This is a genomic window from Mesorhizobium sp. C268A (assembly GCF_040324475.1).
Classification (GTDB): Bacteria; Pseudomonadota; Alphaproteobacteria; order Rhizobiales; family Rhizobiaceae; genus Mesorhizobium.
This window is the reverse complement of sequence record NZ_JAMYVX010000001.1, coordinates 5,085,057-5,097,962: the sequence shown is the minus strand read 5'-3', so window position 1 is coordinate 5,097,962 and position 12,906 is coordinate 5,085,057. Positions and strand designations below refer to the sequence as shown.

Genomic DNA, 12,906 nt, shown 5'->3' with positions numbered 1-12,906 from the left:
CCACTGCACTCTTTCCATTTTGGCGGACTCTGCCCATATTTGGGGCATGGCCAAACTTCCCGAGAAAAAGACACCGTCTCCGGCGGGTGACAACAGCGCTTCGCTGCCCAAGCGGCGCAGCCCGTTGACCGATTTCCTCGATGCTTCGGAGCCCTTGCACAAGGGTGGCTTCGCCGAGGCGCCGCAGGCTGACTTCACCGGCACGCCGCTGAGCGGCTCGATTGCCGACTGGGCCGAGCAGATCGAGCAGGAGGCCGAGAAGGAAGGCCGTCTCACCGGTAAGGGCGATGGCAAATCACCAAGGTCCGCGAAGAAGATCCCGGAGCGGTCCGCTGCGCCCGGCCGCAGTTCGCGCGGGACCTCGATGGGTGGCGCGGCAACGGCGCGCGAGCGCACCGCCGCCGGCCTCAACCCGGTCGCCGGTCTCGACATCTCGCTGGAAGACGCCGAGACGATGGCCTCGGGCAGCGTCACCGCGACGGTCGCGGCGCTGTCGGCGCTGATCGAATCCGGCAACCCGCTGCACAAGGACGGCGTGCTGTGGACGCCGCACCGCCCTGCCCGCCCGGAAAAATCCGAAGGCGGCATCGCTATCAAGATGGTGTCGGATTTCGAGCCGGCCGGCGACCAGCCGACCGCCATCAAGGATCTTGTCGAGGGCGTCGATAACAATGACCGCACCCAGGTACTGCTCGGCGTCACCGGCTCCGGCAAAACCTTCACCATGGCCAAGGTGATCGAGCAGACGCAGCGCCCTGCCTTGATCCTGGCGCCCAACAAAACGCTGGCCGCGCAGCTCTATTCCGAGTTCAAGAAATTCTTCCCAGACAATGCGGTGGAGTATTTCGTCTCCTATTACGACTACTACCAACCGGAAGCCTACGTTCCGCGCACCGACACTTTCATCGAGAAGGAATCCTCGATCAACGAGCAGATCGACCGCATGCGCCATTCGGCGACGCGTTCGCTGCTCGAGCGCGACGACGTCATCATCGTCGCCTCGGTGTCCTGCATCTACGGTATCGGCTCGGTCGAGACCTACACGGCGATGACCTTCCAGATGCAGATCGGCGATCGGCTCGACCAGCGGGCGCTGCTCGCCGACCTCGTCGCCCAGCAGTACAAGCGCCAGGACATCAATTTCGTGCGCGGCTCGTTCCGCGTGCGCGGGGACACGATCGAAATCTTCCCGGCGCACCTTGAGGACCGCGCCTGGCGCATCTCGATGTTCGGCGACGAGATCGAGGCGATCACCGAATTCGATCCGCTCACCGGCCAGAAGACCGGCGAGCTGAAGAGCGTCAAGATCTACGCCAACTCGCACTATGTGACGCCGCGTCCAACGCTCAACCAGGCGATCAAGTCGATCAAGGAGGAGCTCAAGCACCGGCTGGTCGAGCTCGAGCGCGCCGGCCGCCTGCTGGAGGCACAGCGGCTCGAACAGCGCTGCCGCTTCGATCTTGAGATGCTGGAAGCCACCGGCTCCTGCGCCGGCATCGAGAACTATTCGCGCTATCTCACGGGACGCCAGCCGGGCGATCCGCCGCCGACTTTGTTCGAATATATCCCGGACAATGCGCTGGTCTTCATCGACGAAAGCCACGTCACCGTGCCGCAGATCGGCGGCATGTATCGTGGCGACTTTCGGCGCAAGGCGACGCTGGCGGAGTATGGTTTTCGCCTGCCCTCCTGCATGGACAACCGTCCGCTGCGCTTCGAGGAATGGGACGCCATGCGACCGCTCTCCGTCGCGGTTTCTGCGACACCCGGCGCCTGGGAGATGGAACAGGCCGGCGGCGTGTTCGCCGAGCAGGTCATCCGCCCGACCGGCCTGATCGATCCGCCGGTCGAAGTCCGCCCGGCGAAAAGCCAGGTCGACGATGTCGTCGGCGAAATCCGCGACACCACGGCCGCCGGCTACCGCACGCTGGTCACCGTTTTGACCAAGCGCATGGCCGAAGACCTGACCGAATATTTGCATGAGCAAGGCGTGCGCGTTCGCTACATGCACTCCGACATCGACACGCTGGAGCGCATCGAGATTCTGCGCGATCTCCGCCTCGGCGCTTTCGACGTGCTGGTCGGCATCAACCTGCTGCGCGAAGGCCTCGACATTCCCGAATGCGGTTTCGTCGCCATCCTCGACGCCGACAAGGAGGGCTTTCTGCGCTCCGAGACGTCGCTGATCCAGACCATCGGCCGCGCCGCCCGCAACGTCGACGGCAAGGTCATCCTCTATGCCGACCAGGTCACCGGCTCGATGGAGCGGGCAATGGCCGAGACCAACCGCCGCCGCGAAAAGCAGATGGAATGGAACGCGGCCAACGGCATCACCCCGGAATCGGTGAAGTCGCGCATCTCCGACATTCTGGACTCGGTCTACGAGAAGGACCATGTCCGCGCCGACATCTCGCAGTTCACCGACGGCGCCGGCGCGATGATGGGCAACAATCTGAAGGCCCATCTCGACGCCATGGAAAAGCAGATGCGCGACGCCGCCGCCAATCTCGACTTCGAGAAGGCCGCCCGCATCCGTGACGAGATCAAGCGGCTGCGCGAGATGGAACTGTCCATCTCGGAAGACCCGCTGGCCAAATACGCTGACATGGAAAGCCCGGTCTCGGGCCGCGAGAAGGGCAAGCACAACAAGGGCGTGGCCAAGCACCGTACGGCTGAGGAACAGGAGCGTTTCCGCAAGTTCGACGACGCACGCGCGGCTGAAGAGGCGGCCAGGGCTGCCCGGTCCAACCTCTTCCGCAAGCCGGCGCTCGACGAAATGGGTGCCGACGGCGCCGTGCCGGTGAAGAAACCGCTGTTTGCCAAGCCGTCGATCGACGATATGGGGCCTGGTACCGACATGCCGACACCGTCAGGCGCGGTGTCGCGCTCGCTGTTCAAGAAACAGTCGGCGCAGGAAGCGCACGGCTCCGACTTCGGCATCCCGGGCGACGCCACCAAGCCGCTGTTCAAGAAGAACTCACTGGACGAGATGACGGTTCGGCGGACCGAAAAGCCGATCGAAGGAAAAGTGCCGGCCAAGCCGCAGCCAATCTCCCCCCAGCTGGGGGAGATGTCCGGAGGGACAGCCGCGAAGGATCGCGACGCCAAGCCAATCATTCGCCAGCGTGCCGGCATCGGCTCCTATGAGGACCCAGGCGACGCGCGTCGCGAGAAACGACGGCCTGGCAAGACGGGCAGGCCGGGAAAGTAGCACCTCTTTCCTTCTCCCCTTGTGGGAGAAGGGAAGAGCGCTCCACCGCGGCCGCATCCGTCGCCCACTTGCCTCCACCCCCGCCTTTGGTGTAATCGCTCCACACACTCAAAGTTTTGTCTTGAAAGGAGGGCTGCGTGTCTATCGATCACCATCATCAGCGTGGCCCGATTTCTGCCCTGCGAGTTCGCTTGCAGGGTTGACCAGGGACATTACGGGTTTTTTCCCGTTTCGATTTTTTGGTCTGCCCTTCGTGGTGCGCAAAGCTGAGCCTGATGGCCGGCAAGCACACCGTCAAAGTGCATCCGGAGTTGTCTCCGGCGAGACCAGAGAAATCACAATGGCCCTGATCAGCCTCAAATCCTTCGGCGTCACCATGAGTGCGCCGCTGTTTTCCAACCTCGACCTCACCATCGGCACCGGCGACCGGCTCGGCATCGTCGCCGCCAATGGCCGCGGCAAGTCGACGTTGCTTAAATGCCTGACCGGCGCGCTGGAGCCGACCTCGGGCGACATTTCTCGCACGCGCGGCCTGCGTGTCGGCCATGTCGAGCAGTCGGTTCCGCCTGCCCTTCTTAGCCGCACCTTCCATCAGGTGGTGGCCGATGCCTTGCAGGCCGAGCAGGCCGACAGCGAGATGTGGCGCGTCGACGTGGTGCTGGATTCGCTCGACGTGCCCGAGCCGATGCGCGAACGGCCGATGCAGGCGCTGAGCGGCGGATGGCAGCGGCTGGCGCTGATCGCCCGCGTCTGGGTCACCGATCCGGATGTGCTTTTGCTCGACGAGCCGACCAACCATCTCGACCTCGCCAAGATCAGCCAGCTGGAAAGCTGGCTGAACGCCCTGCCGCGCGAGGTGCCGGTGGTCATCGCCAGTCACGACCGCGCCTTTCTCGACGCTGTCACCAACCGCACGCTGTTCTTGCGCCCGGAGGACTCGCCGGTGTTTGCACTGCCCTATTCCAGGGCGAGGCAAGCGCTCGACGACCTGGACGCTTCGACGGCGCGCCGGTTCGAGCGCGACATGAAGGTGGCGCAGCAGCTGCGCAAGCAGGCCGCCAAGCTCAACAACATCGGCATCAATTCCGGCAGCGACCTTTTGACGGTGAAGACCAAGCAACTCAGGGAACGGGCGGAGAAGCTGGAAGACGCCGCGGTATCGGCGCATCGCGAGAAATCAGCCGGCGCGATCCGGCTGGCCAACCGCGGCACCCATGCCAAGGTGCTGATTACGCTGGACGACGCCACGGTGGAAACGCCGGACGGCATGCTGCTGTTCAAGACCGGCAAGCGCCACATCTGCCAGGGCGATCGCATCGTGCTGCTCGGCCGCAACGGCGTCGGCAAGTCGCGTTTCGTCGATCTGATCCGCAACGCCATCGCCGAGCCGGACACGGTGCCGAACGTCAAGGTGACGCCGTCGACGGTGCTTGGCTACAGCGACCAGGCGCTGGCCGGCATCAGTGGCGACGACACGCCGCTGGCCCTGGTCTCGCACCGCTACGATGTCGGCGAGCAACGCGCCCGCTCGCTGCTTGCCGGCGCCGGCGTTGTCATTGAGATGCAGGAGAAGAAGATCGGCGTGCTGTCCGGCGGCCAGAAGGCGCGGCTGATGATGCTGGCGCTGAGACTCGCCAACCCCAACTTCTACCTGCTCGACGAGCCGACCAACCATCTCGACATTGACGGCCAGGAAGCGCTGGAGGAGGAACTGCTCAAGCACCAGGCGAGCTGTGTGCTCGCCTCGCACGACCGTTCCTTCATCCGCGCCATCGGCAACCGCTTCTGGCTGATCGACAAGCGGAAGCTGACCGAAGTCGAAGACCCCGAGGATTTCTTCCGCTCAGTGGCTGAAACGGCGGGCTGAGGAACTACCACCATGGGCCGCACTGTGTTGCGGCCCATGGTTTCACATCTCTCAGAATATTTTCAGCGCTCTGTCGGATCGCCTGAACCTGCTGCGTCCTTGGGATGCCGACACGATGATGCCGGCTTCATCTGAGGAGAACGCATCATGTCCATCCTGTCATCCATAGGCCGCGTCGCCGCCCGTTACGCACAGAACCGCGCCCGCTATCGCAGCGAGCGCGAGCTTCTGGCCCTGCCGATCGAACTGCGCAAGGATATCGGCTGGCCGGAAATCCTCATCGACGCGCAAAACGGCCCGCGGATCTGCAGGGCGCCCTGACCATGCGGTCGGGAAAGATCGATGCAGGCCGCCGCGGGGCGACCGTTGCTCAGTCATGCGTATCGCCAGACAGCGGCGTCGCCTGCATCGATCGACGCTTTTCGAACGCCTCGAACCAGCGCGTCAGCCGCGCCCGCGCGCGAAAGGACGGCAGCTGGCGGAACGCCATCCAGGACAGCGTGGTGGCAAGCGCTATATGGCCGACATGGAGCGATGTCTCGGCGTCCAGCGCGCTTTCGATCCAGTCATAGCTGGCCTCGATTTTTTCCCGGTAGCCTTCGGCAAGCGCTGCATAGCGCAACTGTTCGGGCCGCCTTTCCGTCTCCCAGCGCAGGCCTATGCCCGTCTGCGCCAGGCCTTGGGCGACCGCCTGCAGCCGCAACGCCTGCCAGCGCGCTTCGCCGTCCTGCGGCAGCAATTTGCGGCCGTCATGCAGCGTATCCAGATAGGCGCAGATGACATCGGAATCGAAGAGCGGCGGCGCATCCGGCCGCAGCAGCACCGGCACCTTGCCGAGCGGGTTTTCGGCGTAGACACGGGCATTGCGCAAGGTCGGGCTGGTCTCGTGATGAATGACCTCGAGCCGGTCGGCAAGCCCGACCTCATGGGCGAAGACGAGCGCCTTGCGCGCAAAGGGCGAATGGGTCTGGTAATAGAGGATCATTGTCGTCTCAGCGGGTTGGAGAAGCAGTCCCCTTTTCTAGCCTGCTCATACCGAGGATTGCGCTCTGATTGGGCGCCGCCGACGCAAGTTCGTTTCGCCAGAAAATCGCATCGGCCCAGAAAATCGCATCAGACATGTAGGATCGCCGCCGCCTCGTTCGTCCTAGGGTTCGCAAGGCCAACCAAGCGCCCAGACCAAACCCAAAGAGGAACAAGACATGACCGACCAGACCCCCATTCAGCCGGCCGCGAAAGTTCTCGGTGGATTGACCCCCTATCTGCAGCTGGACGGCGCCTTCAAGGCCGCCGAATTCTACAAGAAGGCTTTCGGCGCCGAACAGGTGTTCTTCTATCCGCCCGATGAGCAGGGCCGCACGATGCACATCCATCTCCACATCAACGGCTCGACGCTGATGATTTCCGATTTCTACCCCGAAAACGGCATGCCTGCCGTCAAGCCGCAGGGCTATACCATGCAGCTCCATCTCGGCGCCGACGAGATCGATGGCTGGTGGAAGCGCGCGGTCGGTGCCGGCTGCGAAGTCGCAGTGCCGCTGCAGCTGATGTTCTGGGGCGACCAGTGGGGCAACATGCGCGACCCCTTCGGGGTCGAATGGGCGATGAACGCGCCGGCGAAGAAAGACTGACCACCGCTGACAAAGCTCCTCACCGGCTGACGCCGGTAAGGAGCTTTGTGAGATACTCCAAGGAGAACCTCATGTCCTATGTCGATGGTTTCGTGCTCGCCGTGCCGAAGGCAAATATCGATGACTACAAGAAGCTGGCCAACGTCGCAGGCCCGATATGGAAGGAACACGGAGCGCTCGCCTACGTCGAATGTACCGCCGACGACGTGCCCTATGCGAGTTGACCTCGTTTCCGCGTGCCGTTCAGGCAAAAGACGACGAGATCGTCGTCTTCGCCTGGGCCGTCTATTCGTCCAGGCAAAGCCGCGACGCGGTAATGGCCAAGGTTATGGCCGATCCGCGTTTGACGCCCGATTCGGGGCCCATGCCCTTCGATATGAAGCGCATGATCTTCGGCGGCTTCCAGCCCTTCATCGAGCTTTAGCCGCTGCTCAGGCCAGCTTGTCCAGCAGCGGCTTCAACCTGTCGCCATAGCGCTTCCAGAGATCGACCGAGCCCTGATACATCGGCTGGCGCACCTGCGCGGCCGAGGCCGTGCGCACCGGGCGGTCGGTCTCGTGGAACGACAGCGCCTTGTCGTCCCAGGACAGGCCGAGATGCCCGATCAGCGCCCGCGTCTGTCCCTCCTGGTCGGCCACGAAATCCTCGTAACGCACGTCATGGACGACGCCCGGCAGAACATCGTGCCAATGCGCCATGATGTCGGTGTAGATGTTGTGGAAATCGGCGAGCTCGCCCAGATCATAGCCGTAGCGGTGGTTGTCGCCGCGGAAATGCACCTTGTAGATCGAAAGGCAGGTCGCCGCCGCATCGCGCGCGCAATGGATGATCTTGGCTTTCGGCAGCATCATATGGATGAAGCCGATGAGCAGGAAGTTGCCGGGCATCTTGTCGGTGACATGCCTGAAGTTGGGATAGCGCTCATGCAGCATGTCGAGATAGGCTTGGCCCGCCTCCGCAAACTCCGCGTCGGATACATCGACCAGTCCCCAGGGGAAACCTCCCGGCATGGTCAGCGGAAATTGCTTGCCGACCGCGGTTTTCAACATGCTGAGCTCGCCCGCGCCATAGACTTGTGGATGGCTGGCGATGATCTGTTCGACCAGCGTGGTGCCGGAGCGCGGCATGCCGACGACGAAAATCGGCGTGTCGTCGGAGATTGCACTTGGCTTGTGCTTTTCGAAAAAGCCGGCGTTGAACACCGTCTTCATCGCCTCGAATTCGGCCCGCGTCCTGACCGGATCATAATCGATGCCCTTGCGGCGGATCGCATTGCCTTCAGCGAAATAGTCGAAGGCCCTGTTGTAGTCCTTCAAATCGTCATTGGCCTTGCCGAGACCGAAGGACAGCTGCATGCGCGCCAGGCTGTCGGCCGGCGCCTTGGCATGCTGGGCCTCCATGCCGGCGAGTTCGGCGTCGCGCTCCTTCTGGCGCTTGACCTGCGTCAGCATCAGCCAGGCTTTTGCCATGCCTGGCGTGATCGCCAGCGCCTGCCGGAACAGGTCGGCCGCCTCATCGAGCTTGCCTTTTTCCATCAGCCCGACGCCGAGCCCGTGCAACAGGTCGGCATCCCTGGGCCGGATCGTCAGCGCCTCGCGAAAGGTCGCCAGCGCCTCGTCCAGACGACCGGCTTCCTGCAACGTTTCGGCAAGCCCGATGCGGGCGCGGACATGGAAGGGATTGCGCCCGATTGTGCCGCGATAGATGTCCTCCGCAGCCTCGAACTGGCCGAGCTGTTTCAACGCCGAACCCAGATTGTCGCGTGCCGCGAGCTGGTCGGGCTTGAGATCTACCGCGCCGCGGAAGAAATCGGCGGCCGCTGCGATGCGGCCGAGATCGCGCATCACCGTGCCGAGATTGTTGAGGAAATCGGGATTCTTCGGCTGCAGACGCACAGACTGCTCGATCAGCTCCAGGCCTTCGGGGTTGCGCCCGGTCTGGTGCAGCAACAGGCCCAGGAAATGCGCCGCTGCCGGGTGATTGGCCTTGCGCGCCAGCACCTGCCGGTACAGCGTCTCGGCCTCCTGCCGGCGCCCGGCCTGATGCAGCTGCAGCGCCTGCTGCACATATTGGTCGAGGCCCAGCGGCGGCTGTCCGCCAGCTCCAGCACCCGCCGCTCTTCTCTGATCTCTGTTGATGGGAAACCTGCCGTGTTTTGTCCGCTTGCCGCGATCTAGGCCATCGGCGCTGCAGGTTCAAGGGAAGAGTGGGCTCGCCAAGGGCGCGGACCTCTTCGAAACTCTAGAGGAATTCCAGGAAAATGTAGCGTTCAAATCAGCCGGTTGCTCTCGGCGAGCCGGCGCTCCCGCCGTTGCGTGCCGTCGGTGTCGGCAATCTTGCGCCGTGCCGCTTCGTCGCTTCTTATCGTCAGGCGCACTGATATTGCCTTGGGGAAGAGGACGATTGGCTCGATTGTTGCGGTCGGACGATCCGGCGTTTTCATGAATCTCATATATTTTTGCCTTTCGTAAAAAATAATCTTAGGGGCACCGGAATAATTATTCCGATGCGCTCTAAATAAGAAATTGGCTGATATTGTTCCACGATAGCAGATTTATTAGGGGTTTATACGAGAAATTTTTTATACCGGTCGAGCCGTGGCGGAAATCAGCTTGAATAGCCAACAATTTCGGATTATTGATCTGAGATCGTTTTTTGGGTCAAGCTTGGCATATAGCGGCGTCGGAGATACTCGACCCGCCAAACTCATTCCAATCGCCGATGGTTGAGTTCCCGGTTGATGCCGGAAAGCATCGACGAACCAGAGCCAAGCCAATGCCGGATCGCACCACCCGTTCCATCGCCCATTTCGCGGCACCCTTCGTGCTTGGCGGGCTGGAAGGGCAACTGCCGGCCGGCGACTATGACATCGATCACGACGAAGAGCTGATCGAGGGCATGTCGCGGCTTGCCTGGCGTCGCGTCGCCACCTTCATCCATTTGCCGGCAAGGGCGGTGAAGAACCCGGCCACCAGCCAGCTTGTCGCCATCGACTACCTCGAACTCGAAACAGCGCTGAGGCGCGACCAGGAGAACGCAGCATGATCCGCTTCCAGCAGAATGCGCGTCCGCGCACCGACACGCCCTCGCACCTCTTCGCCATCGGCCAGACCGTGCGCATGAAGAGCCGCAGCGGGCTCGCCCAGAAGACCGCCGAGCTGTTTCAGATCAAGAGCAGATTGCCGGTCAAGGATGGCTCGCCGCAATATCGCATCCGCAGCGAGGAGGAGACCTATGAGCGGGTCACCACGGAAGACAACCTCGAAGTAGCGGACGCCCCGGCTGTCCCCGACAGCCAGGCAGTCTGACACCGCACCCACCCAGCACGTACGAAGGAGCAGACAGATGGCCAAGGGTCAGCAGCGCAGCAATCGCGAAACGCGCAAGCCCAAGAAAGACAAGGTGGTGGCCAAGGCCGCCTCCCCGTTCGGTTCCTCGGTCAAGCAGGCAGAGAGCAGCCTGAAGCCGAAGTCGAAGGGCTGACCAGGCAGGGCGCGCCTGGCGCACCTGCCGGCAATGGACTGACGATCTCGGACTGACGATCTCGCCCAAAACTCTGCAACGGAGGCTTGCTTGACGTTCTTCGTCGAGCCGCTCGCGCGACGTCGACGAAGCCACGCTCGACAAGGTATCCTTCTTCCCTTGGAGGTGAGAAGCGGTCCGCGCAGCGGACGAAAAGCCAATTGTTGGCTTTTCGAGTTTCGAACGCCCTGAGCCTGCGAAGGACCAAGGGTGGTCCGGTCCACCCGCCCGGTCCCCGCTGCTTCGCAGGGTCCCGGCATTCGCCGCCTTTTTTATCGTGCCAGTGGGACGGTGAATTCGCCTCCGGCGGACTCACCCGACAGGGGAGAAGGAAAAATCAGCAGGGGCCGTCCTCGACGACGCGGTAGTCGGCGGCACGGGCCTCGCAGGCGTTGGGAAAGGTGCGCAGCTCGCCATGGCGGCGGGCGCAGACCGGGGCGTATTCGCGCGTGCAGAATGTCGGCTCTTCGCCACCACCGCCACCACCGCCGCCGTCGCGGCAAGGGCCGTCGCGAACGATGCGGTAGCCTTCCCGTTCGGCAAGGCAGGCATTGGCGAAGGTCTGGCGGTCACCGCCGCGCCGCGCGCAGACCGGCTCGTATTGCCTGGTGCAGAATTCCGGTTCCGGCCGTGGCGGGCGCGGACGTGGTCCCGGCCCGTCATCGACGACGACGGTGCAGGCCGCAAGAAGACCCGACAGGAAGAGAATAGTAAAACCCTGGCGCGAGAAGATCGTCGCAAGAAATCTCATGAATATGCCTCCCTCGAGACCCCCGTCCCCGGCGCAAAACGCGCCTGTCGATCCTCGCCATTCCCTTGCCAAATGCAACCCCCGTTTGCGGCGCGGGAGCCATGCGATGCCCGGCCCGCGCATTGCTTTGGCCCTGGACCAAACCGCTGGACCATGCGTGGCCGGGCTCTGGCTGATGAAACTTAAGAACCCAGGTTTATCGAAGCGCCTTCGTTGGGATGCGTCGATGGACGCGGCCCGCGGCGCTATCTTGCAACGATCACGTTTCCGTGCGATAAATTTTGTGTTCGGGCATTTGCGACCCGGAGAGCGGAACGTTTTGGACGACCTTTCCCCGATACTGTGAATCTCTGACGGCCCCATTTTCGGCGGGGGGTTTTACCATGCGCAAATGCAGGACTGCCGAAGCAACCACCGGGACTTGCCCACGATGCCAGGCGGCGGGCAAACCATAAGACTGACACGGGTGAAGGAGTTTCCCCAATGGCCCAGACCGGCACCGTTAAATTCTTCAACGCGACCAAAGGCTTCGGCTTCATCACGCCCGACGGCGGCGCCAAGGATGTGTTCGTCCACATTTCCGCGATCGAGGCCTCGGGCCTGCGTACCCTCGTCGACGGCCAGAAGGTCACCTTCGACGTTGAACCCGACCGCATGGGCAAGGGTCCGAAGGCGGTCAACCTCCGCGCGGCCTGAACCGGCGGTGCCCGCGCGCCCGTCGGGCGCTCGAAAAAGCACCTAAAGCGTGTTTGAACCGGCTTTGTCAGCCGTCCAGAGTTTCGAAGGCGCGACGTTTCCCGTTGCGCCTTTTTCATGACCGCCGTCGCCGGAGGCAAAGGACGCTTTATCGGTCAATGCCGTGGCTGATCGCCGGAGCAATCGTCTGGCGCGAATTGCCTTCGGTGCCACGATCTATTTGACCAGCCTTCAGCGTTGCCGCCGTCGCCAAAACTTTCTCTTGCCGATAGCGCTAAAATAAAGGACAAATTTCCCTTCGGGCATTTGCCGGCCCGAAACTGGACTTTATGGGATCAAAGGGAGCTTCCCATGCCGCAGACCGGCACCGTCAAATTCTTCAATCATGCCAAAGGCTTCGGCTTCATTACGCCCGACGACGGGCAGAAGGATGTCTTCGTTCATATTTCGGCCGTGCAGGCTTCGGGTCTTTCCGGTCTGGAGGATGGACAAAAAGTGACATTCGACACCGAGCCGGACAAGCGCGGCAAGGGTCCAAAGGCCGTCAACCTGTCGGTCGGCTAAGCCGGCTCAAGACAGTCCGGACGGAGATTGACGAGGCGGAGCGCCTTGCGTACGCGCTTGGTTTTGCCGCAAGAACTGGATCGTATCAGCCAATTCCGTTCAGCCCCCGTTCAGCCACGGTCTTCTATTAATCGTCCCCTAGGCTGGACCGCATCCCCGAAAACTATCCGGGCCGGCACGAAGGAGACCAAAATGAATCGCATTTTCAAGACCGCCATCCTGGGCGCCGCTCTCGCCGCGACCACCCTCGCCACCTTGCCTGCCGCCAATGCCAAGGACTGGAACCGCTGGCATCATGGCCATGGTCGTCATCATAATGGCGACGCGCTTGCGGCCGGTGTCGTCGGCCTTGCGGCCGGCGCTCTGATCGCCGGTGCGCTGAGCAACCCGCAGCCGCGCTACAGCAGCTATGATGACGATTACGACTACCGCGAAGTGCGGCCGGCGCCGGTGCGCCGTTACTATGCCGAACCGCGGGTCGTCTATGCCGACCGCTATGCCGAGCCGTGGACCCGCGACTGGTACGAATACTGCTCGGACCGCTACCGGAGCTTCAATGCCCGCAGCGGCACGTTCACCGGCAATGACGGTGAGCAGCATTTCTGCGTCGCGAATTGAGCTTCCCTGTCCCACAAAAAGCGCTGACCGCAAGGCCAGCGCTTTT

At 62.7% G+C, this 12,906-nt stretch carries 14 protein-coding genes and 1 pseudogene; 11 read left to right on the top strand and 4 right to left on the bottom strand.

The genetic code is table 11. The features are described from left to right. The first annotated feature begins 46 nt into the window (after positions 1-46). From uvrB to NKL06_RS24905, 3 genes are all read left to right on the top strand, one after another. The gene (gene uvrB / locus NKL06_RS24915; RefSeq protein ID WP_023691560.1) at positions 47-3,211 is read left to right on the top strand and encodes an excinuclease ABC subunit UvrB; all 3,165 of its coding nucleotides are present in this window, start codon (positions 47-49) and stop codon (positions 3,209-3,211) included. A 340-nt stretch (positions 3,212-3,551) separates the two neighbouring features. Further along, the gene (locus tag NKL06_RS24910) at positions 3,552-5,078 is read left to right on the top strand and encodes an ABC-F family ATP-binding cassette domain-containing protein (RefSeq protein ID WP_023691561.1); all 1,527 of its coding nucleotides are present in this window, start codon (positions 3,552-3,554) and stop codon (positions 5,076-5,078) included. 147 nt (positions 5,079-5,225) lie between these two features. Further along, a complete protein-coding gene (locus NKL06_RS24905; protein WP_023672009.1) occupies positions 5,226-5,399 on the top strand; it encodes a hypothetical protein in 174 nt (57 codons plus the stop codon). Positions 5,400-5,448: 49 nt separating this feature from the next. On the opposite strand, the gene NKL06_RS24900 is transcribed toward NKL06_RS24905, so the two are convergent. Beyond that, positions 5,449-6,063 (bottom strand): glutathione S-transferase family protein, encoded by a 615-nt coding sequence (locus NKL06_RS24900; protein WP_023691562.1) that lies wholly within the window; start codon positions 6,061-6,063, stop codon positions 5,449-5,451. Between the two features lie 217 nt (positions 6,064-6,280). Here NKL06_RS24900 and NKL06_RS24895 point away from each other — a divergent pair, with 217 nt between their 5' ends. Continuing rightward, entirely contained in the window at positions 6,281-6,709 is a 429-nt protein-coding gene (locus NKL06_RS24895) for a VOC family protein (RefSeq protein WP_023691563.1), read from the top strand. 71 nt (positions 6,710-6,780) lie between these two features. Then, positions 6,781-7,133 (top strand): annotated as a pseudogene (locus NKL06_RS24890) (DUF1428 domain-containing protein). A gap of 7 nt (positions 7,134-7,140) precedes the next feature. Here NKL06_RS24890 and NKL06_RS24885 read toward each other — a convergent pair. Beyond that, positions 7,141-8,775: a tetratricopeptide repeat-containing sulfotransferase family protein gene (locus NKL06_RS24885; RefSeq protein WP_023691564.1), complete on the bottom strand. Its 1,635-nt coding sequence runs from the start codon at positions 8,773-8,775 to the stop codon at positions 7,141-7,143. Between the two features lie 203 nt (positions 8,776-8,978). Then, complete coding sequence (locus NKL06_RS24880; protein ID WP_023683727.1) at positions 8,979-9,161, bottom strand: hypothetical protein; 183 nt, start codon at positions 9,159-9,161, stop codon at positions 8,979-8,981. Between the two features lie 323 nt (positions 9,162-9,484). On the opposite strand from NKL06_RS24880, the gene NKL06_RS24875 reads away from it, so the two are divergent. Genes NKL06_RS24875 through NKL06_RS24865 form a run of 3 tightly spaced genes read left to right on the top strand, consistent with a single transcriptional unit; the run spans position 9,485 to position 10,192 of the window. Further along, on the top strand, positions 9,485-9,754 hold the full coding sequence (locus NKL06_RS24875; protein WP_023672014.1) for a hypothetical protein: 270 nt from the start codon (positions 9,485-9,487) through the stop codon (positions 9,752-9,754). Then, entirely contained in the window at positions 9,751-10,017 is a 267-nt protein-coding gene (locus NKL06_RS24870; protein ID WP_023672015.1) for a hypothetical protein, read from the top strand. The genes NKL06_RS24875 and NKL06_RS24870 overlap by 4 nt, the downstream gene beginning before the upstream one ends. A 37-nt stretch (positions 10,018-10,054) precedes the next feature. Then, positions 10,055-10,192 (top strand): hypothetical protein, encoded by a 138-nt coding sequence (locus NKL06_RS24865; protein WP_023683725.1) that lies wholly within the window; start codon positions 10,055-10,057, stop codon positions 10,190-10,192. Positions 10,193-10,568: 376 nt separating this feature from the next. Here the strand turns inward: NKL06_RS24865 and NKL06_RS24860 are convergent, their stop codons facing one another. Next, complete coding sequence (locus tag NKL06_RS24860; RefSeq protein WP_023672018.1) at positions 10,569-10,982, bottom strand: Kazal-type serine protease inhibitor domain-containing protein; 414 nt, start codon at positions 10,980-10,982, stop codon at positions 10,569-10,571. Between the two features lie 483 nt (positions 10,983-11,465). Here NKL06_RS24860 and NKL06_RS24855 point away from each other — a divergent pair, with 483 nt between their 5' ends. From NKL06_RS24855 to NKL06_RS24845, 3 genes are all read left to right on the top strand, one after another. Then, positions 11,466-11,678: a cold-shock protein gene (locus tag NKL06_RS24855; RefSeq protein ID WP_006202520.1), complete on the top strand. Its 213-nt coding sequence runs from the start codon at positions 11,466-11,468 to the stop codon at positions 11,676-11,678. A gap of 351 nt (positions 11,679-12,029) precedes the next feature. Then, the gene (locus NKL06_RS24850) at positions 12,030-12,242 is read left to right on the top strand and encodes a cold-shock protein (protein WP_023672019.1); all 213 of its coding nucleotides are present in this window, start codon (positions 12,030-12,032) and stop codon (positions 12,240-12,242) included. 192 nt (positions 12,243-12,434) lie between these two features. Next, positions 12,435-12,860, top strand: coding sequence for a BA14K family protein (locus NKL06_RS24845; RefSeq protein ID WP_023672020.1), 426 nt, complete (start codon positions 12,435-12,437; stop codon positions 12,858-12,860). Positions 12,861-12,906: the final 46 nt, after the last annotated feature.

Excerpts from the sequence above, each read along its gene's own strand:
- NKL06_RS24905 (WP_023672009.1), top strand. The coding sequence starts at position 5,226 with ATGTCCATCCTGTCATCCATAGGCCGCGTCGCCGCCCGTTACGCACAG.
- NKL06_RS24850 (WP_023672019.1), top strand. The coding sequence starts at position 12,030 with ATGCCGCAGACCGGCACCGTCAAATTCTTCAATCATGCCAAAGGCTTC.
- NKL06_RS24860 (WP_023672018.1), bottom strand. The coding sequence starts at position 10,982 with ATGAGATTTCTTGCGACGATCTTCTCGCGCCAGGGTTTTACTATTCTC.
- NKL06_RS24855 (WP_006202520.1), top strand. The coding sequence starts at position 11,466 with ATGGCCCAGACCGGCACCGTTAAATTCTTCAACGCGACCAAAGGCTTC.
- NKL06_RS24870 (WP_023672015.1), top strand. The coding sequence starts at position 9,751 with ATGATCCGCTTCCAGCAGAATGCGCGTCCGCGCACCGACACGCCCTCG.
- NKL06_RS24900 (WP_023691562.1), bottom strand. The coding sequence starts at position 6,063 with ATGATCCTCTATTACCAGACCCATTCGCCCTTTGCGCGCAAGGCGCTC.
- NKL06_RS24865 (WP_023683725.1), top strand. The coding sequence starts at position 10,055 with ATGGCCAAGGGTCAGCAGCGCAGCAATCGCGAAACGCGCAAGCCCAAG.
- uvrB (WP_023691560.1), top strand. The coding sequence starts at position 47 with ATGGCCAAACTTCCCGAGAAAAAGACACCGTCTCCGGCGGGTGACAAC.
- NKL06_RS24880 (WP_023683727.1), bottom strand. The coding sequence starts at position 9,161 with ATGAGATTCATGAAAACGCCGGATCGTCCGACCGCAACAATCGAGCCA.
- NKL06_RS24875 (WP_023672014.1), top strand. The coding sequence starts at position 9,485 with ATGCCGGATCGCACCACCCGTTCCATCGCCCATTTCGCGGCACCCTTC.
- NKL06_RS24895 (WP_023691563.1), top strand. The coding sequence starts at position 6,281 with ATGACCGACCAGACCCCCATTCAGCCGGCCGCGAAAGTTCTCGGTGGA.
- NKL06_RS24845 (WP_023672020.1), top strand. The coding sequence starts at position 12,435 with ATGAATCGCATTTTCAAGACCGCCATCCTGGGCGCCGCTCTCGCCGCG.
- NKL06_RS24910 (WP_023691561.1), top strand. The coding sequence starts at position 3,552 with ATGGCCCTGATCAGCCTCAAATCCTTCGGCGTCACCATGAGTGCGCCG.